The sequence below is a fragment of the Flavobacterium profundi genome, assembly GCF_006491645.1.
In the GTDB taxonomy this organism is placed as follows: domain Bacteria; phylum Bacteroidota; class Bacteroidia; order Flavobacteriales; family Flavobacteriaceae; genus Flavobacterium; species Flavobacterium profundi.
Genome location: NZ_VDCZ01000007.1, coordinates 153,315 through 175,018, shown reverse-complemented (window position 1 = coordinate 175,018; position 21,704 = coordinate 153,315). Strand labels below are relative to the sequence as shown.

General features: G+C 32.0%; 14 protein-coding genes and 1 tRNA gene. 3 read left to right on the top strand and 12 right to left on the bottom strand.

The genetic code is table 11. The annotated features are described in order from the left end of the window. Positions 1-68: 68 nt before the first annotated feature. From FHG05_RS10730 to FHG05_RS10720, 3 genes are all read left to right on the top strand, one after another. Positions 69-1,655, top strand: coding sequence for a M50 family metallopeptidase (locus FHG05_RS10730; RefSeq protein ID WP_140998023.1), 1,587 nt, complete (start codon positions 69-71; stop codon positions 1,653-1,655). Positions 1,656-1,729: 74 nt separating this feature from the next. Next, a tRNA-Asn gene (locus FHG05_RS10725) sits at positions 1,730-1,803 on the top strand. A gap of 52 nt (positions 1,804-1,855) precedes the next feature. After that, entirely contained in the window at positions 1,856-2,143 is a 288-nt protein-coding gene (locus FHG05_RS10720) for a GIY-YIG nuclease family protein (protein WP_140998022.1), read from the top strand. Positions 2,144-2,240: 97 nt separating this feature from the next. On the opposite strand, the gene FHG05_RS10715 is transcribed toward FHG05_RS10720, so the two are convergent. From FHG05_RS10715 to FHG05_RS18415, 12 genes are all read right to left on the bottom strand, one after another. Beyond that, on the bottom strand, positions 2,241-3,524 hold the full coding sequence (locus FHG05_RS10715; protein ID WP_140998021.1) for an ATP-binding protein: 1,284 nt from the start codon (positions 3,522-3,524) through the stop codon (positions 2,241-2,243). A gap of 5 nt (positions 3,525-3,529) precedes the next feature. Then, a complete protein-coding gene (locus tag FHG05_RS10710; RefSeq protein WP_140998020.1) occupies positions 3,530-7,282 on the bottom strand; it encodes a hypothetical protein in 3,753 nt (1,250 codons plus the stop codon). A gap of 21 nt (positions 7,283-7,303) precedes the next feature. After that, positions 7,304-8,797: a contractile injection system tape measure protein gene (locus tag FHG05_RS10705; protein ID WP_140998019.1), complete on the bottom strand. Its 1,494-nt coding sequence runs from the start codon at positions 8,795-8,797 to the stop codon at positions 7,304-7,306. Positions 8,798-8,803: 6 nt separating this feature from the next. Beyond that, positions 8,804-9,493, bottom strand: a complete 690-nt coding sequence (locus FHG05_RS10700; RefSeq protein WP_140998018.1) for a hypothetical protein — start codon at positions 9,491-9,493, stop codon at positions 8,804-8,806. 23 nt (positions 9,494-9,516) lie between these two features. Next, positions 9,517-12,030 carry a hypothetical protein gene (locus FHG05_RS10695; RefSeq protein ID WP_140998017.1) on the bottom strand — a complete coding sequence of 838 codons (2,514 nt, stop codon included), beginning with the start codon at positions 12,028-12,030 and terminating at the stop codon, positions 9,517-9,519. A gap of 10 nt (positions 12,031-12,040) precedes the next feature. Continuing rightward, positions 12,041-15,067 carry a hypothetical protein gene (locus FHG05_RS10690; RefSeq protein WP_140998016.1) on the bottom strand — a complete coding sequence of 1,009 codons (3,027 nt, stop codon included), beginning with the start codon at positions 15,065-15,067 and terminating at the stop codon, positions 12,041-12,043. Positions 15,068-15,073: 6 nt separating this feature from the next. Next, positions 15,074-18,250, bottom strand: a complete 3,177-nt coding sequence (locus FHG05_RS10685; RefSeq protein ID WP_140998015.1) for a baseplate J/gp47 family protein — start codon at positions 18,248-18,250, stop codon at positions 15,074-15,076. A gap of 63 nt (positions 18,251-18,313) precedes the next feature. Continuing rightward, positions 18,314-18,727 carry a GPW/gp25 family protein gene (locus tag FHG05_RS10680; RefSeq protein ID WP_140998014.1) on the bottom strand — a complete coding sequence of 138 codons (414 nt, stop codon included), beginning with the start codon at positions 18,725-18,727 and terminating at the stop codon, positions 18,314-18,316. Between the two features lie 45 nt (positions 18,728-18,772). Then, complete coding sequence (locus tag FHG05_RS10675) at positions 18,773-19,063, bottom strand: PAAR domain-containing protein (protein ID WP_140998013.1); 291 nt, start codon at positions 19,061-19,063, stop codon at positions 18,773-18,775. 2 nt (positions 19,064-19,065) lie between these two features. Continuing rightward, positions 19,066-20,742 (bottom strand): phage baseplate assembly protein V, encoded by a 1,677-nt coding sequence (locus FHG05_RS10670; protein ID WP_140998012.1) that lies wholly within the window; start codon positions 20,740-20,742, stop codon positions 19,066-19,068. Between the two features lie 9 nt (positions 20,743-20,751). Then, a complete protein-coding gene (locus FHG05_RS10665; RefSeq protein ID WP_140998011.1) occupies positions 20,752-21,522 on the bottom strand; it encodes a CIS tube protein in 771 nt (256 codons plus the stop codon). Next, positions 21,519-21,695 carry a DUF5908 family protein gene (locus FHG05_RS18415; protein WP_157504235.1) on the bottom strand — a complete coding sequence of 59 codons (177 nt, stop codon included), beginning with the start codon at positions 21,693-21,695 and terminating at the stop codon, positions 21,519-21,521. The genes FHG05_RS10665 and FHG05_RS18415 overlap by 4 nt, the downstream gene beginning before the upstream one ends. Positions 21,696-21,704 lie beyond the last annotated feature (9 nt).

Here is a 21,704-nt window from a genome sequence, read left to right as displayed (position 1 = left end):
AAAATAATGATAAAAAGTAAGGTGAAAACCTTACTTTTGCTTTTTCATTAAAAAAAATTAAAAAACACATGATTCAATTAGCTCAAATTCTATTTATACTTTCAGTATTAGTTATTCTTCATGAATTTGGTCATTATATAACGGCAAAAATGTTTAAAGTTAAGGTAGAAAAATTCTATCTGTTTATGGATGCAGGATTTGCTTTAATCAAGAAAAAAATTGGGGAAACTGAATGGGGTATTGGTTGGTTACCATTAGGTGGTTATGTTAAGCTATCAGGAATGATTGATGAAAGCATGGACACGGAACAAATGAAACAGGAAGCGCAACCGTGGGAGTTTCGATCTAAACCAGCTTGGCAACGATTAATTATAATGTTAGGTGGTATCATTGTAAATATTTTATTAGCCTGGTTCATTTTTACTATTATGTATACAACTGTTGGTAAAAAAGTAATTTCTACGGAAGAACTACAAAAAAACGGTTTATCTTTTGGTGAAGTTGGACAAAATGTAGGCTTTAAAAACGGTGATAAAATCGTTGCTATTGACGGTAAATTTTATGATGATTTCAAGTTTATGACCATGGGTGTTCTTTTTGGAGACAAAATTGAAATTGATCGTCAAGGAGAAAAAGTGGAATTATTATTAACCGACGAACAAAAAGGTGAAATTATAAAAAAAGAAGGAAGAGGTTTTGTTCATGCGCGTTCAGAAATGAACCACTATTTTATTGATTCATTCAAAGGAAAAAAGAATACATTCGAAAAATATGATGAAATTGTAGGTGTCAATGAAAAACGATTTACATATGTAGATGAATTTGTAGATACCATGAAAAATCTAAAAGCAGATTCCATCACTCTTGTTTTGAACAGAAACAACAATGAAGTTCTTGTTACAACAGCCGTAGATACTAGCTTGACAAATTTCAGTAATTATGGCTTAGCCTATAATTATAATTTAAAAAACAGTATCATTAGCGGTTTTGCTGAAAATTCAATTGGAGAAAAACAAGGCTTACTGTTTAATGATAAAGTTATTCGTGTGAACAACACAGCTGTAGAAACGAATAAAGCATTGAATAAAATTTTATCTGAAAATAAAGAAAAAGAAATTAGTCTAACTGTTTTACGTAAAGGAGAAGAAGTAACGCTACCTATTAAATTAGATAAAACAGGAAAATTAGGTATTGGTTTGGATGATAAAGAAGAAGAAAAGTTCACAGTTGTGGAAAAATTAGGCTTTGCTGCTGCATTTCCAGAAGCTGTAAAGCAATCTTGGTCTTTATTTAAGTATAATGTTCAAAGTTTAAAATTAATTGCTAGACCTAAAACAGGAGCCTATACTCAAGTACAAAGCCCAATTGGTATCGCTAGACGTTTACCAGATTCTTGGAATTGGGAATTTATTTGGAATTTTACCGCATTATTTTCTATCGGTTTAGCCTTTATGAATTTATTACCCATTCCAGGATTAGATGGTGGACATGCCCTTTTTACCATTGCAGAAATGATTACTGGAAAAACTTTAAGCGATAAAGCAATGGGCTATGTTCAGACCGCTGGAATGATTATCTTGCTGACTTTGATGGCTTTAACTTTTGGTAAAGATATTTATATTTGGGTAAGCGAAATTTTCTTCAATAAAAATTAAAAAAAAATGAAAAAAATGTTTGCAAATATAAAATTGTGTTCTATATTTGCACTCGCAAAAACGGTGTAACACCTTCCTCCTTAGCTCAGTTGGTTAGAGCATCTGACTGTTAATCAGAGGGTCCTTGGTTCGAGCCCAAGAGGGGGAGCAAAAAGAGTATCATTTCTGATACTCTTTTTTTTATTATATGATTTTATAATATGAGTATTGTTTATATTCTTTATTCTCAAAAACTAAATCGATTTTATATCGGTTATACTTCAGATTTTGATTTGCGTTTAGAATTTCATAAAAATGCTACTACTAGAAAATTTACCTATAATGCTACTGACTGGATTCTATTCCTAAAAATTGATTGTACTACTAAAAAACAAGCCCTTTCAATTGAAAAACATATTAAAAATATGAAAAGCAAAACATACATTCAAAATCTTTTAAAATATCCTGAAATTATTGATAAACTAGTAGAAAAATATTCTGACTGTTAATCAGAGCCCCGATAGCTATCGGGGTTGGTTCGAGCCCAAGTTCCGATAGCTATCGGAAGAAGCAAAAAGAGCAACATTTCTGTTGCTCTTTTTTATTTTATACTTTATTGAAAATCGAAAACTGTTTTTCTTCTTTATTAAATTCCTCTTTAATACCCATGAGTAAATTTTCTTTTGACAAATACTTTTGATTATCTTCAATAGCTAGCAAAGAGGCATGCATCACCGCTGAAACAATTTGAGCACCTGTTAACTCATAATTAGAGGCTAATTGGTACAACAACTCGTTGTCAATTACTACGTCTTTAGGTTTAGCGTTTTGCCATAATTTCAATCTTTCTTCTGTATTTGGTTTAGAAAACTTAACAATGGAATTAAATCGTCTTAAAAAAGCATCATCTATATTATTTTTAAAATTTGAAGTTAAAACAACCAAACCATTAAAATTCTCTATCCTTTGTAAAAGATAACTTACCTCTTGATTGGCATATCTATCATTTGAAGATTTGGTACTCGTACGCTTTCCAAAAAGAGCATCTGCTTCATCAAATAATAAAATCCAATTTTTATGCTCTGCTTGATTGAATATCTTTTCAAGATTTTGTTCAGTTTCGCCAATAAATTTGGAGACTACCTGTGATAAATCAATGCGATATACGGGTCTATTAAATTCCAATCCTAATAATGTAGCTGTAAGCGTTTTTCCTGTACCAGAAGGCCCATAAAACAACGTCCTGTAGCCTGGAAGTACTTGTTTTTTCATGTTCCATTCTTCTAAAAGCGTTTTTTGGTGTTTGATCCAAAGTTTAATTTGCTTAATTTGAGAAAGCACCGTTTCATTGACAATTAAATCTTCCCACTTCATTAAAGTAGTGACCTCTTTGGCTGGAAAATTAGTCCCAAATTTAGGTTTGATTGTTTCTCCATAACATAACAAATGAACCATTTCTTTAGGTAATATTATTTTTCCGCTCATCAGAGGCTCTCCATCTTTAACTTCTTCAAGTAAAACTATATTTTGTTTGAAAAACCAATGTTCTTGAGAAAATATTTGTTGAATTTCTAAACGATAATTCAAATCATTTTTCGCTAAAATATATTGTACGGTTTCACCTGTGGGTAACATTCCTCTATGATTATCTAAACGGATGCCTCCAAACTCAGGAAAATCACCTCCTTCTGGATATATTTCTTTAATAATTTCGTCGAAAAAATTTGGAATTACATGAGGTACTAATGCTAAAAGCAAAATTACAGCTTCTTCATGTGTTGTTTCTTTTTGTAAAGTTTGCACGAATGAATTCTCAAAATTAATCTCTTCATTAGAGTTTAACTCTGAAAGTTGCGTTATTATATATTTTCTTAAAGTGTCAAAAGGCATATTTCTTAGTTTTGTGATATATCAGTATAACTCTCATCTTTTCTCTTTATCAGATTTAATAAAATCTCTTTCTTAACCCCAATTTGATTGAAATAATCGGTTATGGATAAATTTTTATCTTGTCTTTCTATAATCTTTTTGGCCACATCAAGATCTACACCATCTTTATACAATTGCATTAATGATTTCCCTTTTAGAGAATAAATTTTTGACGCAACACCAGTTGAAGTTCCTTTAGCATAATAAGCATCATTATTAATTACAACGTCCTCTGATTTTTTTCCTGCAAAATTAGGTTGTGATTTCGATTTTTCGTACGAGCGCGTATCTGCATTAAAATCATACTTAAAAATCTCAATATTAAATGCATTAGGAACTGTAATTTCTCCATCTTTTATATCAGAAATTATTGCCGTATCAGAGCTTGTTGAAGCAGGCCTAGACCTTTTATAAATAGCTTCCACTTTATAATAAAAAATCTCTTGCTTTTCTATTGCTCCTTTTAATGGCTTTTCATATTTGAGATAGTGAACATTCGTGTTAAATGTTGCTCCTGGTAGTGGTGTATAATTTATCCAACTACCTGGACCGCCTAAATTATTATTCAATAAATGTCCTTTTACGTAAAAAGAACCATTTTTATAACCTCTTTTATCAATTTTATTATAGGCTGGATTCGATTTGTCTTCCGTCGATTCTGTCCCTTCAGGATGGTTACTTGTTAAAGGAAATGCCAGCATTTTTTTACCCATAACGCCACCTCCAAGAGAAATGGTATCAAAATGTATTTTAGAAACAGGTAGCTGTGAAAATTTAAAATATTTACTCGCTATTTTTGATATTCTTTCTAAATAAGCATTTATTTTATTTTGATTTTCTTTAATTCTTGAATTTCTTGTTTTTTCATCTGTTATCTTGGAAACATCATCATTTAAAATGGCATTAATTTTAGCGCTAATTGCAATCGCTTCTTTTTTCTCTGAATCTACTGTTATTTTATTTATGAAAAGGTCAAAAGTCATTTTATCACTTGCAATCATAAGTTTGGGCTTTTTATTGGAACCTTCAAAAAATAAGGTATGCATATTCCCATCAACAGCTTTAAATTTTTTCTTGATTCCTAACCAATTTAATAGCTTTTCACCATATTTTTTCGCAGTATCTTTTGCTTTTTTCTTCTTATCATCTACCCAATTTTTGCCTTTCTCGACTGCTTTCATAGACTTATCAATTAATCTCGTAAGTCCGATTTTAGTAACAACCTCTTTTATTTTTTTAGCAATACCCTTCAACACTTTGTCAATCTTAGGTCTAATTTTTTGTTGAATGAATTTTTGTACTTTAGCAACTATGCCATTTAAACCCAAAATAGCAGCCAAAAAGCTAATGGCTAAACTTAAAAAACCACTAAATACATTTTCTACTTTTTCAGCTGCTTTTGCTAAATTTTTATTTAAAATATCTCCAAAACTATCAATTATACCATCAATTATTTTAATAATTTGTGCCGCTTTTTGAAATAATGTAACTACAAATTTTATAATCATTTGTGCCGCTCTGATAAATCCGCCACCAGGAACCAATAAAGACAATAAAAACTCTAACGCTTTTTTAGTTATGGTTTCTATCACGAATGTTTTTACATTTTCAACTAACATTTCTTTCAAGTCACTGAATTCTTCTTTGATAAACTCCCATAGCCCTGAAAGTCCTTTTTCATTTAATATTTGAAAAATATTAAGAATTTTATTTCCAGCAGCAATTGTTGCATCAACTCCTTTTTCAATAAATTCGAAACGCTCTTTCCCTATTATATCTATTACTAATCCTTTTATCTTTTTTATAGTTATTCCTAAAATTTGCAACACCAAACTGGTAATTCCCTCTAAGTTGAGTTCTTTGGGTAAAATAATTTCAGAGCCTGCCATAGAACCCGTAAGCCATTCTAAAACTCCTTTCACAAGATGTTTATCTATATTCTTTTTAAAGTTACTAAAGCCCTGACCAACTCCATCAGCTAAATTTCCAAAAAACTCTAAAGGAGCATCAATAATTCGCGCTGCATATTTTGCCGCTTTTTTGGCCATGGCTTGCAAAGAATTTTTAAGCTCAATAATTGTATTAATTACAGCTTTAACGGCAGCTATAGCTCTGTCTAACCAACTCATATTTTCAAGTTTGGCTTTTTCAAAGCGTTCATCTAGTTCATCTAATGCAGCTGTAAATTTATCGGATACTGTATCTATAATAGCACCCTCTTTGGCCTCAACAGAACTTTCTAATTCTGTAAATTTAGAATCGCTATCATCCTTAATATCTTTTGCGATTTGTTGTGTTTCTTTATCCTGACTGTTCCAAAAAGTATCTTTTTCTTTGTTTCCGTCGTAAATTGCAGTTATTGCTGCATTCATTTTAGAATCTACTTCTTTCACTAATAGATCGATAGGACGATCCATATCATCAATAAACTCTTTTCTAGCAATTTCAAAAATTTCACTCTCACTTTGAACTTTTGTTCCTGTTAATTTTTTACCAAGCCATTCAATTCCGTCATTATCGTCTAATAATTGAGCGACTCTTTCTGAAAACGTGTCAAGTGCTTTGGTTAGCATTTCGCTAAAATCCTTATTTATATAATCATCTATTGCTTTAAAGCAACTAATTACTTTTTTGTTAGTCTTATCAAAAATCCTGTCAAGTTCAGTACTGACTTTATTTCTAATGGCTGTCTCCTCCTTACTTTTCTCATTTTGATTTTTAAAACCATCTGCATTTATATTTTTATTATTCGTGAACATTTCATTGTATGTTCCGTTAATGGCTTTATTATTAGCGAAGCTAGTTTTAGCAATCGTTTTCTTTTCTGCTGCTCTTTGCTGTGCTGTTAATTCAGCTGCTTTTGCTTCAGAATTTTGTTTTTGATTGTCAGCAGCAATAAATCTAGGTTCATTACTGTTTTGCAGTTTGTCTTGAGATATATTATTTTTTTTGTAATCATCATCCAATACTTTTGTTTCCTTGGTAAAATCTGTTTCCTCTTTAGGTTTTGCCTTAGGTGCTAATGTTTTTCTTTGAGCAGTAAGCGTTTTAGATGGTGGAACAAGCGGTTTTAAAGGTATTGGTTCATTACTAACTACCTCATCTTTTGGTGTTATTGGAGACTCTCCTGCTGGAATTGTAGTTTGCTCTACTTTTCCACCTACTTTAGTTTTTTCTTCTTCTAATGATGTTCCAATGTTTTCCGTTACGGCATCATCAACCCCATTATTTTTAATTTTCTTTGCTTCAGCTTTAGATTTAGCAGTTTCATTAATTTGATCTTTAATTTTCTTTTTAAATTTTATTTCATCAAATTTTTTAGGATCGGGATCTTTACCCGTCGTTTGTGAATTCATCAAGTCGATTTGATGTTTATTTGCTACAACACGATTCGTCTTCACTGCAGGCAAAACAGAAGCTTCTTTTGTTTCTTTAGAAACTACTTCTTTATCTTTGTGTTTCTGATATTTACTAGAAGTGGCTTCGATTTCTTTGACCGGTTTCTTTAAAGCCAATGCCGCTACCTTTTTATTAGGTATTTTTTTGACTTCTTTTTTAGGAGCTTTTTTTTTAGTAGCATCTTTTTTAACAACTTCTGGAGTTTCCTTTTTTTTAGGCACCTCATTAAGTTTTACCGCTACTTTTTTAGTAGTTGTAAAAAAAGGTTTTGCTTTCTTTTTTGGTGGTTTATTTTGAAGAATTTGTTCCGCTTTTGCCATAAAGAATAGTTTTTCAGGTCATTAATACCAATGACAGTTTAGATAATTCTCCATCCAAGGAGTTTGAATTGTACCCAGTCCCCAAGGCAATTGATCCAATAATATATCAACTCCTTTTTCTTCGATCCAAAGTTCATATTCCTGATTTGGTAAACGCGTTAATTTAGCCTCTCTTTGCAAGAATGTTTGTTGTAAGGCTTCGATTGAAGAGGTGCTCATTACTTTCCAATGCGATTTTACAGCTTCTAATAATCGAATTCCTTTTTGTTTTTCCTTTTTTGATAATTTTATTTTCACATTAACAATTTCTTCTATTGCAAAACCACATAAAATCTTGTTCAAAATCAAATCAGATTCTCTGAATCGGTCTGAGCCATCTATTAAAAATTGGGTTAGCAAAATCGCTTTATGTTGTTGCATTTTATCTTTCCAAATTCCTTCCGAAGTACAAAAGTCTAATTGTTCAAAAAGCATTTTCAAAAAAGGATGTAAAAGCACTAAACCTCCATTACTTACATATATTGTTTCTTGAGTGCTATTGTTTTCAAATGTTCCGTTTGAAACATCGTTTTTTATATTTTGATATACTTCGTTAACGGTTGTTAACTCATTCTGAGTAGTAGTAACACTGTTGGACAAACAATTCTGAAAAAAAACAGTTATTTCATTTTTCGCAATACTATTATTTGTATGCATTTTCTCTACAATAAAATTACCAATTGAGACCACCTCATTGGAATCTAAATTCCAAAATGTTTTGGCTACTCTAAAAAACGTACTTTTTAATTGTTGTTGAAATACAATAGTATTTTTACTGAGATAAACAAACCATTGCACACATTCAAACCATTGCTTCTCAATTACCTTATTTTGAGTAATCTTATCAAAAGTCTTTTTAACTAACTTTTTTTGACTACTTACTTCTTGCTCAAAAATTGCAGTTAAAACAAAAATGATTTCATTCGAGTAATCTTTTAATTTTTTGTTTACAATTCTTTTAAAAGAAGCTGGAATAGAAAAAATCCAACGTATTAAACTGTCTAAATCTTCTTTATAAAGAGAAAGTAATTCTTCTAAGAAGTATTGGTCCACCGTTATTTCTAATACAATAGATTCTATATTTTTTGAAATACTATTTTCTTTCACTAAGCCCGTTTTTAGAAAATCAAATAATAAAGCTTTTGCCAAATCATTTTTGGTAATTAAATGCTTCCATTGATTATCACTAGAATCGTAATCTTTGGCATCACGATTCATTTTTAAATAATCTTCGATTTGAAGTAAACTTTTTTCAATAAATTCTTCCTTCCAATATTTTTTAGAAAGAATGGGTAATTCCAAAGACAAACAATCGATATTCCAAATGTGATTTTTTACATCATATTTTTGAAGCAATAGTTCTAGTTTTGGATAAAACTCCTTTTCTAACAGCATACTCAATTGATTTTGTAGCTCTTTTCCAAAACTTTGGGAAGCGCATTCAATTTCGATCATATGTTGCTGAATAAGGTGCATTACTTTTTACTTTTTACTAAACAATTGGTTGAAAAATACCATAATATCTTTCTCTGTTGGCTTTGTAGCTTTAGCTCTCGGACCCACTGCCACATTAATGTTTCCATTAGTTACATTATCAATTAACGATTCTTCAAATTTTTGAACGTGCATGGATATAGAGGTGGAAATTACACCTGTTCTGAAGTTAGAAATAGACAATAGCATCATGTTATTGTAATCTCCATAATTTCTAGCTAAAGCAATAACAAGAGTGCCTTGAGCAGGATCATTTCCATAAAGAGGTATTGTGTATATTAAAAAATTTTGGTTATCTATTAATGGAAGAATTCCTTCTGCATCATTTCCTGCTAATAAATTGAAGTTTTCAACTGTTAAACTTCCAGTAGTTTGATTGAACGGTACCATAAAAACTACTTGATTCGAATCTGTAGGAGTTGCATTTGGAATGGGCTTCACCACCAAAGTCATGTTAGCAGTTTCTCCTTTTATTCCTTTAATGGAGAAAAATAATTTTTTATCGTTTGTAGTACTTTCAATAGGACTTGCAGATACAACTTGAAATGTTTCTAAACTAGCTTGATTTTCAGTATAATTTAATACTTCAGTTAGTACGTCTCTAACTTCAGCAGCAGTATTGTTTCCTCTATCATTAATTGCTGCTATTTTAGTTTCTACGGAGTTTCTAGTTGCCATAATATTGTTTTTTTTATGTTATTTTAGTTGGTTTGAAAATCTTCAGTATTAAAATCTGTTGGGTCAAAATCGCCAATAGTAGGTTCTTGATTTCCCAATACGATATTGATATTGTTTCCTTGCGAACAGCATAGATAAGGAATATAAAAATCGGCAAGGATTACTTTTTCCTGTATGTTGTTTTGATTGGATGATTCGCTAGGCTCAAACTGCAGTAAGGAACCTAAATTACCCACAAAGAAGTCTTGCATGTATTTCGGATAATTGGTAGACAAATTATAATTTGCCAATTTGATTAAATTCTGTTTGATGACTTCCGTTTGCTCTTTACAGTCTTTTAGAGCATCTGGATTATAGGGTAATTCCTCTTTAAAATTGGTCTTGGTTAAAACCACACTATCTTTAATTTCATCTTTAATACTATCCGAATTTTCTCCCAAATTGATAGCCGCATTGTAATTGGTAATCGTTGTCAGTAATGTAAGTTGATTAGAGGGAATCACTTGTTTTTTGAAAATACTACTATCAGAATACACCATAATAAAAGTACCTCCTTTGGTTACTCCTGCTTTGTGTTCCATTCCTTTATGTTTTTCTAAGAAGGTACTTAAGAACAATTCTTTATAAATTTGCGACCATCTTTTAAGGGCTTCATTATAAATGACAGTAAAAGGATCTTCTAAAAACAATTCGTTAATTTCATCCAAATGATCAATTAAATCTTCTGCAATAACCGAAAGACTAGTTCGGTTTAAGGTCAAACAAAAACGATGAAATAAAAACAGTACGTTCAAATTTTTGAAGATTTCATAAAATCCTTTGTAATTGGAAAGGAATTCGGTCAAATCTTCGGTAAGTAAGGTTTTAACTTCTGTAAGAATGTTTTTAAGAGATGCAATGGTGTTTTCAGTCATTAAAGATTCGGAAATAATCTTTTGTTTATTTAGTGTAATCCAATTTACAACTGCTTGTGTAATATTAAAGACTTTGGTTCTCGACATATCATAATCCAATTCCAAATCGCCCCAATCACCTTGATGTTTTTTTATGTCTACTTCTTTATTCAAGAAAGATTGCGCATTTAATGCAATAATTTTAAAAGGTAAATTAAAATTGTCTTTCAGTCCGGTTAATTGCACTAAAGCCTCTTCATAATTTTTACCAATGTGACCTTCTATTCTAAAAAAATTATAGGGTTCTAAATCATATAGTAAAGGTTGTTTTACAGCATCTTTATCAGTATAATTAGATGCATCTGCATGATACGACAAAATGGTATCGTTTTTATTTGCTGCTGTTAATTTAGGATTCCATTTTTTATTTAATTCCTCAATTGAATTGTAATAAAAAGGGATTGCTTTTTCACTTAAAGTAGCTCTTCCAAGGATAGAAGGAGTCACTTTAATAGTGGTCTGCTTTGGAATTTCAAAACTGTTAATGAGAAGCGCTAATTTCTGAAATAAAAAGGTAATTTCTTTTCGTTTAGCCTTGGTCTCATAACTTGAATTTAATGTAGGAATAAAAGGGGTTCTATAGGCTTCTTCTACTGATGTAAGACCTCCTAAAACCACATGAAACGGAAATAGTTGTTCATCTACACAACATAAAGAGGGATTCAATTTACTAAAAGCAACAATTTCATTATAGGCCTCTGTGATATCAAAAATCCAATCCCATAAATACTGTACCGAAAGCCCTTCTTGATAGATAGCAACCGTTTGGTTTAAAACGGGTAAAGCTTGTTCCAACACCGATAATCCATCTGAACTAGTGACTATATTTTGAAAATCAGTATATACATTTTGAATGGTATCTGATACATTTTTTAAATAGTTGTTTTTAATTACTTTTTTAAATTCTTCTAAAACCTCAGCTGCAGTAGTTATTTTTTTAAACTGTTCTGAAACATTATATCTAGGAAATGTTAAGGCATCATAGGTTTTGGTGGAAGGATATTTGGTGAGCCATTCTTCTGTAATTTCATTTAACGGAATAACTAAAGGTCTTACATTGAATTCCATTCTTTTACCCTTATCATCACAATTGGTAGTCACACAGTTCTTTTGATCAATAAGTGTTACTTCTAAAAAAAGTAAAATAATTTTATCTTCAAAAAAAGCATCAGGCACTACTTGAACATCTGGACCCGTAGCAGTATTAGGAAGTAATTCAACACATTTTTTTATTGTTTCATAAGAAGCACTGTGCTCAAAAATAGACTGTAAATAAGGCTCTCTTGTATAATCTGGTTTTAAAAAAGTATCTGGAATTTCATAGTCTCTGAATTGGGTAAAAGTAGCTCCTTTCCAAGCCATTTGAAAACCTAAAGAAGTAACGGCTGTTCCACAAGCAATCGCTACAGATTTCGTATTTGGGAATGTTATATCTAATCCACAAACGATTCCTATTCCTATGAGATTTTTTCTAGTCAGACGATCTTGTTCTTCTAAATGACTTACCAAAGCATTAAGTTCTTTCTGACTCAACACTTGATCGGCCTCAAAAACAGGATAAATTGAGTTGTTATATGCTTCCATGTTATTTTTTTTATAATGTTCCTAATGATGTATTACCTAAAACGATAGGGTTATTTGATTCACTTAATTGACAATCGTACAAATTGCCTTCTGGGTAAAGTGTATTCAGTTCTTTTAAAGCTGCTATTAATTCTTGTGCTGTTTTTTGATATTTTGTTTTTTCTGATTCGGTAAGTGTATTTTCACAAAAATGCAATCTAAATTGCCTGTAATTTTCTAACCATTTTCTATATGTTTTTTGAAAACCTAACATATCACTTGGATTGACCCAACAAATTTTTAACAAACAATGCGCTGGTGCTTCTTGTCTAAATATCTTTTCAGCATATTTTCTAAAGAGGATATTTTTAAATCGGGAAACATAACCCGGCAACACTATGGTAGCCTTAAAAGAATAAGGATCTTCGTTCGCTTCATCTTTACAATCGTCATTTAAACAAACGGTTAATAAATCCTCATCTTTAAAATGAGAGGTGTTAAAAGGGCGTAATAAAATATGTTCCAAACAATAGAAGTTTTCATAATAGATATTGATACTATGCATCATGGCTACCAAATAATCATAAGCTTCCACTTCAGAATTGAATTTTTTATCTACTTTGGCTATTTTATGAGTATTATCTTCTAAGTACAAATAAAAATACGCTCCATATTTATTTATTTTATACAAGTTTTGGTCTAGAAAATGAAGTTGAGCCCAATCCCATTTTTCTTGAAGATTAACCGCTGGTGCGATAATTTTGAAAACGTAATTTCCAGATGCTGTTTCCACAGTCCATTGTGTTTGTGGATTTTCTTCTGTTACAATATTGCGCAACGGTATTTCATCAATTCCTAACAATCGCGCCACTCGTTCTTCATAGCCACCACGATGATTGGTATTCCAAAAAGGTAAAAAGTCAAGTGCTTTTGTGGTTGTATCTATTGAGGCATGTAAATAATCAATACCTAATCCTCTGCGACTACTAATTTTAGGATAGTTGGCCAAAAAACGTTGCTTGTCTTCTATTAAATTTTCATAATTGAAAGTGAGTGACCCCATGCCTGAAGTGCTTTGAGACAACTCATACATCATAAAAACATATTCATTAAAATTCTCAGCAAAACGGGCCATTAAATGATCTAAAGCGCGGTTTCTTCTATCATAAAAAGTAGCTTTGGATTCGTATAGAGAAACATCATAGTCGGATTCACCAGTACCTAATTTTGCTTCTAAGCTTGCAGTATACAGTTCTTTAGAATAAAAATCTCCGCCAGTTGCGTCATTTGTATTCAAAAATTTTGAAAAATAGGTTTGTGGAATCGGCTTACTATTTAAAATGTCTTTCGCATGATACAATTGACTAAAAAAATCGGCTAAAATTTGCTCATAAAAATACAAATACCCTTTGAGTTGCTTGGCTTGAGCTTTTCTTAACGGCGTTGCTTTTTCCGAAACATAATTTTTACCCAAGCCATAGGTTTTCGGAAAATCATCTTGTATACTGTAATACTGATTCAATTCATAATGCGTACCATTCTCTATTTCAAAATCATTGGCTGTATTTTCTAATTTCTTTTGATTGAATTGGGATTGATACAACATTACTTTTTGTTCCACTAACATGGATTGGGTTTCCGTTAAAAGGAAGGGGATGTTTTTTTGAAAAAGTAATAATTTGGACTTATTTGCAGTAAATACGGGTTTCACTTCCCCAGAAAGCGGTAATACCCAACTTTGATTAGTGGCTCCTGTGATGGGTTTCCCCAAAGCATTATAAGCCGTCATCATTAGATTTTTGACAGACTTAACGCCTTTTATTTCCATTACTGCAGCAATGATATCTGAAGCATAAATGGCAGTTGGTAAAGAGGCTTGAATAATTTCTTCCTCTTTTAAAAAACCGTGCGTTAATCGTGGTCCGTTAAAAATAGCTTCCGAATGTATGCCTTCTTGTACTAATTGTGATAAGGTGTAGAACTTAATTTTTGGATTGATAATGCCATCGATAGCCAATTGAATTTGGGTCATTACTTCTACAGCATCAGCTCCAAGTTCTAATTCAAAATCGGCACAAATACCAATTTCAACTTTCTCAATAGTTTCAATACATAAATAATCTTCTGTTAAATTTCTATTTTCATGTAGTTTTATAGCTACCGATGAAAAGATTTCTTGAATTTTATCTTTCTTTTTTTCGAATAGCGATATAACATCACACACATTTTTTTCTTTGGAAAAATAATGAACCGTTTCTTCTTTCTCAGAAGGATCGTCTACAAAAATCCTGAAACGCAAAGAATCGGTTGGTTTTGTGTATCGATTCACTTTTAGAAACACAATGTCATTCATAACCTTCACTTCATCAATGGTAATTTTTGAAGGCTTATTCATTTTTTTAAACAATTGCGCTTCTGGATCATTCCACGCTGTAAAATGAGGTACAATTTTTAGGTTCACCCAACGGTTATTTTCCCAAAAAGCGTATTCTAAAACTAAAGCATTTAAATCGCCTAAAACAGGATCTTCATCTAATTCGATTTTTACTTTGTGTAACCCTCTAATTTTTAAGACTTCTAATAAGGTATTGTTTTTGTCTACCTTCTTAAGACTTAATTTGTCTTCAACGGGGTTTACATACATTAGGGTTTCACTTTCATGAGGTATAAAATACCCGTTTGAATCCGTTTCCTTTTTAGTGGGTAATAACCATGCATTTGAAATTCCGTTGCAATCGATAAGTAGTTTTCTATAGTCTAATACCGTAACTGGCGCATTCGTAAAGATAGATGCTGCACTAAAAAAAGTATCATTTTCAATTTTACCATTGGCTTGTGTGAGCAAATCTTTAATGTCAAAATCAGCGCGATACCCTAATTCTGTAATAGCGTAACATAAAACATCCAAAATAGTGATTCCTGGATCATGCGGGTTGTAATCGGTCCAAAATTTTGATCCAAACTGTTCAATATATCGCAATCCTTCTTTTAACAAAAAGTCAAAGTCTTGTGAGGGAAGTAATTTTCTATCTTTCTCTATATAATATTCTGTTAGCATGACTTTTTATTTAATTTCTTGAATATGATGTGTTTCTGTTGGAGCGAATAAGGTAAAATCGCTTTGAGGTACAATTTGTGCTAAGTTTTGAATAGCACTTCCTATGATGTCCCCATTTTCGTCTAATTGATATTGGGTCACCTTAAAATCAGTGATATAATCTACATACTCTTGGTTGTCTATCAATTGAATTAAGGATGAAAAAGCAATTTCATCTGCAAAATTAATATCGTCGAAAACTTCATACGCCCACGGACTCAAATAAGCATTTATCGTTTCCATAAGTTGAGCCGTATATAAACGCGTGTCAACGCCCGCTATAACATGATATTTTACTTTAAAGCTAACCTCAACACGCTCTAATTGTGGTGGTTTTACATTGATTCGTACTTGTGAAGATGCTTTTGTATATAAATACTCTTTAATACGTTGCATTTTGTTCAAACTCAACAAGGGCTTCCAATTGACTTGATCGGATAACGATGTTTTCGCAATAGGAATTAGGGTTACATAACCAGCCGCTACATTCGATATTTTAGTATCGTAGCGATAATGATTTAAGGTTTTGATACGATATACTTCTGGGAAAGCCTCTAAAATGATTCTTTCATAATCCCATGTTGTAATCGCTTTATCTTTATGTCTCAAACGCTCGCTGGAACGCATATAAAGATGTTCGTCTTGCTCTGCAGCAACTCCATTAAAGGAAACATAGGGTTGGATTATTTTTTTAACTCCAGATAGGGTTTTATAAGCTTTTGTTATGGTCTCTTTGGGTGTAGGCTCTAAGAAAACCGCATTGCTATTTTCAAAATCGGTTAGTACTGCTTTAAAAGCTTGCACATGAACACCTAAAAATTTACAAATGGCTTGTGTATTTGAAATGGACAAGCGTAACCAAAACAAATCGGGTGTTAAAGACGTATTGGTAGACGCTTCAAATGGAGGAACCGTAATTGAAACTAATCCAGATTGTGTTAAGGAATAGGTTTCATCGCCTATTGCATTTTGTTCCAAAACTTGCCAGGTATTATTGGATAAATAATGCCAAGAAAGTGCAGCCGGTTCTAAAAAAGGATTGGCAGTTCCTTCTTCTAATTGTATTAAAAAATTCAATCCATCATTCGGTGCTACTTTTTCAAAACCAAAATACACATATCCTTGTTTTTCCTGTAATGTAGCAAAACGAAGTTTTTGATTTTTCTTTAGTGTATAACCAAAAGGTTCCACTTGAAATATTGCAATAGGATTGGCTGTTTTTGTATCAATCGTAAGATCTATTTTTTCAGAAACCGTATAATTAAAAACAAACTCTTCAATTCTAGGCTTATAAGGTAATACTTTTTTATCCTGACTAGCCGCAATGTATCTTTGCATGTACTTTTCTCCATCAAAATCAGAGTGATTCAATTGAATTCTAATTTTCCCATTGGAAACAATCGTATCTGTTGCAATTGCATCAAAATGGTATTCCTCTAGCGGATATTCATTGGTTATCTTTTGAAGATTAGAAGTGGTTTCTTTTTCCCATTTTCCATTGTTCAATTGAAAAAGCGTGACTTTATTTTCCATCCAATCTTTTACCTCTTTACCCGTATATATTTCAACATAATCTTCTATCAATTCCCTTTTATCACTTAAAAGAGTATCGACCTTTAAAGAAGCAATGGCATTTTTCTTCATAAAGAACTCATTCGAACTCAAGTTCATTCCATTCCCATTTTTAGGGAATTCTCCAAAAGGATAAAAGGCTTTTTCAACATTAATACTGCCAAAATCGGAATTCAAAACATACGATTTAAAATTGCGAACCGCAATGGTAATAGCGACACTTTGAAGGTAAGTGAGTACGTTTTTATTTTTAGGAATTATCTTTAAAACGGGAAATGAGGTCGCAACTTGAAAACCTTCATGCAGTTTTGCGTCAAACGGTAAAATGGCTTTTTCAGTGGCAGGAATCACTAAATGAATGTACTTTTTATTGGGAAAAAAGTTATTTATATCACTTTTTTGAGTCACTTCAATGCTTCCTTTTTCGCCTGTTAAATAGAAATCAAAATCGCTTGCTGTATGATTGGTTTCATTGAATCGAAGATAAATATGCCGTTCTCCACTTTGCAAAAACAAAATCGGACTGGCAATCATAAAACCTTCTTTAAAAACCGATTTCTCGTTGGTAAACACATCAAAGCTTTTATTTTGACCGTTTGCTTCTAACAATTTATTCGCGTTAAAAAAGGTATCCGCTTGACGGGAATAACTTAAAAAAGAGTTTAATTTAATTTGGTTGATCACCACATCTTGAGTCGCTGCATAATATTTTTTTTGACCGATAGCATTTTTTCCTCCTAAAAACAGGGTGTCTTTTGAAATCAAAAAAGGTTTTGTTTGAAAAGGTTCAATTACTAAGTGAACATAATCGGGTTGTGCTTCTTTGGTTTCAATTTTTAATACGTCTTTATAATAAAAATCGAGTTGCTGTTTTGTAAATTCATTGATTTTATCTTTAACAACTTGAAGTAATTTCAAAAAAGCTAAAAACAATGCAAAATGAGGCGTGTGTTTGGAATAATTTTGCAATTGATTGGCAATGGCTTTTTCTGAAAAATTCTTCCAAGACAACAACAAGCCAAAAAGTTGTTGGGTTGTTTTAATAAAAACATAGTTTTTGAGTAAAGCAGGAATATCAGTAGTTGCCTCAATTAAAGCGTATATGGCTACTAATTTATTCGTAATTAAATAAGAAGAAGCGATTAAATTTTCTTTTTCAATAATCTCATCATCCAAAAGTGTAGCACTTTTTAAAAAGGAATTGTATTCTGATTCTATTTGATTAAAATAGGTTAACAGTATGTCTTTTTGGATGGCAAAATCAGTATTTAAATAGATTTCATTCTTCTTAATTTCAAAAGTTTGCTGTAGTATTTCGATATTCCAACTTGCTAAATAAATTAATATGGCTGTAGATTCTTTTTGATAAAAAGCAGACCAATCTCCTTCATGAGTATCAAATTCATTAAAAAATTTTACATATTTAGAAAGTCGCTGTACAAACAAAATAAAATCTTGTTCATTTCTTTCTTCTAAAAGAAAAAAATGAACATCTAAAGCAGGTTTGACTCTGTCATTTTGAGTCGTTCCCATGCCTTCATGTATAGATAATATTGAGTTACAATTTTTCATAGTTTGCCATTAATTTGTGTTAGTTTAAAGCGAACTTTTATGTTGTTTTTTGGGTTTACCCATCTATTTTTTTACAAATGTTCCTTCTTCTAAATAATACGGGAATACAAAATTTTTCCTTGAGTTGGTAGCTCTCACTCTATAGATAATGGCAATATTTAGGATTCCATTATTACTATCTTCGGTGTAAAAATCTACTTCGATTAAATCGATTCTAGGTTCATACTTTAGAATGGCATTTTCAATAATGCCTTTAATTTTTGTGAGTAACGTAACAGTAATATTCTCATATAATAAAGCATTCAGATCGCAACCATAATCGGAGCGCATAATGCGTTCTTTCAATTCTGTAGAAAGTAATATTTGTAAACTTTGAAAAATATCATTCTCATCGGAAACCATTTCAATAGTTCTGGTTTGGTTTTTAAATGTGGGAGGAAAACTCCATCCTGTTCCTAAAAATGATTTTTCTTTCATTGTTGTTCTTTTTAAAGGTTACCCTTGAGTAATTTCACTATTATTTTATCCACCAATCATCACTTGAGGACAACCTCCAGTAATTACGCCTCCATGAGCGGTTGAATCGCCCATTCTAACGGCCGGACTTCCAGCAATAAATACGGAAGAAGACCCTGCTACTAAAGAATCTGGTGGCCCTGTACACACACAACTATCTCCTACAACCGAAGCGGGTAATCCTCCTATAAGCACTGTAGAATTGCTTCCCGGTAATAAAGGTCCGCCCACATGAGGTACGGTTCCCGTTGTCATTGGACAAGTATGCATGTCGGTACTTCTTGCTGCTGCTCCCATTGTTAATTTAAATTAATCATAGCTCCTTTTAAAACCATATTACCACTTCCTTCTGCATTGACATTCACGCCTTCAATTTTGATGTTTCCTGTAGCTTTTACATTAAAATCTTTACAACTTTCAATTGAAATGCCTTGATCATTCATGGTAATTTTATTTTTGTTTTCATCTTCAATGACAAACCCCTTTAAATCATCACTAATTTTCAGGGAGTTGCCATTTTTAGTCACTAATTCAATTGTATGGGTTTCATCATCTAAAACAATTTTATTCTCTTCTTTAGTAACAAAACCCTTTATAAAATTATCTTCTGTAATAGAAAACGGCATTGGTTTCTTACTACTGTATAAACTGCCAAGAATAATTGGTGTATCCGGATTATTGTTTAAACAACCTACAATTACTTCATCATCCACACTAGGAATAAAAAAACTACCCATGTTGTCAGAAGCACTCATGGTGGCCAATCTTGCCCAAACCCCTTCACCACTTTCGGAAATTTGTGGCAAGCGCACTTTTATGCGAAACTGATTTTTTGGATCTTCTACAATTTTGGTAACGATTCCTATTTGTAAACCATTAATCGTATTGGATTGACCAATTTCTGCATGCGTGCTATTTACTCCAGCACTGGTATTTTGTGTAAATGTTTTTTCACTTTCTAGCCCAAAACTATATTCGGTTCGCCAACACCCATTTTCGATGGTATGTTCTTCTTGAGTAATCAATAAAACTTTATTATCAATTTCAGGGTTTACCTTATTGAAACTAATGTAATCTCCAGCTTTGGCAACAAGATTTCCAAAAGTCGTTACCTTACCCATGATGGAAGCAATATTACTCTTCGCCATAATGGTATCTGCAATTCGTTGTAAGGTTCCTTCTTGTAAAACCGTCTCACTTAAACGAACGGTATGTGTGTTTTCAGAAGTACTTTGAGAAGCGCTTACACGAGCCGTTTCTTGATTTTCCACATCCCATCTTTCAATAGTCACTTCCGACTTTCTCTTTTCAGCATCTAACCTACCTGTAAAAGCAAATACATTAATACCATTTTCAGCCATATAAATAGGCTCAGGTGGGGGGTTTGTAATATCAATGGCCATAAAAGTAGCATTGCGTAAGGCAATCATCATTCCAATAGAATCTAAAAACCCAATCAAATAATCCCAAGGTGTAGTTGACGTATTGTGTGTAATGAATTCTTCTCCCCAACCTTGACCTAATAAATTATCGCTTAACGTTAAATCTTTGGTAAACAATGTTAATTTGTCTTCAAAGGTTTGATTGTTATTTTCTGGCTCTTTAGAGGATTGAGACAAACGAAAAGCAATATCTTTACATTCTATTTTAGCTACAATTTGATTGTTTTCGTACTGCTTATCTAATGCTTTGATAATCCCTTTAAATAAGGTTTTAGATTCGTTTTCAAAACTTACTTTCACTTCAATTTCTAAAGGTGATTTATCTGGGCTTTGAGTTAATACATCTAAAGGCAACGTTTCATTTTCTTCCAAATTTTCTTGTGAACCAATGAATGTAAACTTTGCAAAGGAAATTTTATTCAATTCAAAATGTACCTTAGCTTCAGTCATAAGACTATCCAAACCTGTATCTTTATTATTAATTAAAAATTCAAGCTTTAATAGGGTATCTGATGGAAAAAAAGGATTCGGCATTGCTATAATTTATTTCTTAATGGGTGGAAATTGTATTTTTTGGCCTACAGGCACTTGTCTGAAACTCAACAATTTGTTATTCTTAGCTACATCTATATAATACGTGTTATTTTGATAAATAACTTCAGACATCAGCGTGAGTTTATCATTCATCTTCATCATTCGTTCATGTGTTAAGTCTGGAGAACTCTTCTTTTCTTTCTCCACCATCTTTTTAAAGTCAATTGTCTCTTTAAAAACACATTTTACTTTGGCACGAATAGGGCGACCGTCTTTTCTAAAAAGCGTATAATCGATGTCCATGCTTTTTATTCGACAATTCAAACTATAACTCCCCCAAAGCAACTTCAAATAAGGCGTTTGATGGGTTGTACCATTGTAATCCATCAGTAAGCTTCTAAATCCTTCGACTTCCTTTTCAACGGTTTCTACTTCTCCAAAAGGATTTACTATGGCTGGTTTTAAAGCATTGGCAAAGTCTCCAACGGCATCTAAAAGAGAAGCTTCTCCATTGCCATCTTTAATCTTTCCAGGTGGTACAATTCCGGAACTATCAAAAAGGAATTCAAAATTTACCTCTTCTCCTTCAATTCGATTGAATTTTAAATCCGCTCCAGAAGTTCCTATGGCTTGTCCTTCACAAAAATCAACCTTATGACGTTTGGAATATTTCTCTGGATTCAACTGCACAAAAATGGTTTTCTCCGGTTCCGAATAGTCTTTGGTCGGATAAACCTCAATGCGCATTTTATCTATTATCCCTAATATACCTTGTATCATCTTTCTGATCTTTCTTTAATTTTCTCCAATACTTTAGTAGTACATTCTTTCACAATAGCCGATTTCATTTCTTGCCATTTCTGACTATTCATCTTGGATTCTGAAGCAAAAGAATGCACCTCATTTTCTACAACGGTCACTTTAATACGTAACTCTTTGATTTCTATAGCCATTTCGTATCA

Bases quoted from the DNA above. Each gene is read 5' to 3' on its own strand.
- FHG05_RS10710 (WP_140998020.1), bottom strand. From the start codon at position 7,282: ATGGCAAAAGCGGAACAAATTCTTCAAAATAAACCACCAAAAAAGAAA.
- FHG05_RS10665 (WP_140998011.1), bottom strand. From the start codon at position 21,522: ATGATACAAGGTATATTAGGGATAATAGATAAAATGCGCATTGAGGTT.
- FHG05_RS10705 (WP_140998019.1), bottom strand. From the start codon at position 8,797: ATGCACCTTATTCAGCAACATATGATCGAAATTGAATGCGCTTCCCAA.
- FHG05_RS10690 (WP_140998016.1), bottom strand. From the start codon at position 15,067: ATGCTAACAGAATATTATATAGAGAAAGATAGAAAATTACTTCCCTCA.
- FHG05_RS10700 (WP_140998018.1), bottom strand. From the start codon at position 9,493: ATGGCAACTAGAAACTCCGTAGAAACTAAAATAGCAGCAATTAATGAT.
- FHG05_RS10680 (WP_140998014.1), bottom strand. From the start codon at position 18,727: ATGAAAGAAAAATCATTTTTAGGAACAGGATGGAGTTTTCCTCCCACA.
- FHG05_RS10685 (WP_140998015.1), bottom strand. From the start codon at position 18,250: ATGAAAAATTGTAACTCAATATTATCTATACATGAAGGCATGGGAACG.
- FHG05_RS10720 (WP_140998022.1), top strand. From the start codon at position 1,856: ATGAGTATTGTTTATATTCTTTATTCTCAAAAACTAAATCGATTTTAT.
- FHG05_RS10675 (WP_140998013.1), bottom strand. From the start codon at position 19,063: ATGGGAGCAGCAGCAAGAAGTACCGACATGCATACTTGTCCAATGACA.
- FHG05_RS18415 (WP_157504235.1), bottom strand. From the start codon at position 21,695: ATGGCTATAGAAATCAAAGAGTTACGTATTAAAGTGACCGTTGTAGAA.
- FHG05_RS10715 (WP_140998021.1), bottom strand. From the start codon at position 3,524: ATGCCTTTTGACACTTTAAGAAAATATATAATAACGCAACTTTCAGAG.
- FHG05_RS10670 (WP_140998012.1), bottom strand. From the start codon at position 20,742: ATGCCGAATCCTTTTTTTCCATCAGATACCCTATTAAAGCTTGAATTT.
- FHG05_RS10695 (WP_140998017.1), bottom strand. From the start codon at position 12,030: ATGGAAGCATATAACAACTCAATTTATCCTGTTTTTGAGGCCGATCAA.
- FHG05_RS10730 (WP_140998023.1), top strand. From the start codon at position 69: ATGATTCAATTAGCTCAAATTCTATTTATACTTTCAGTATTAGTTATT.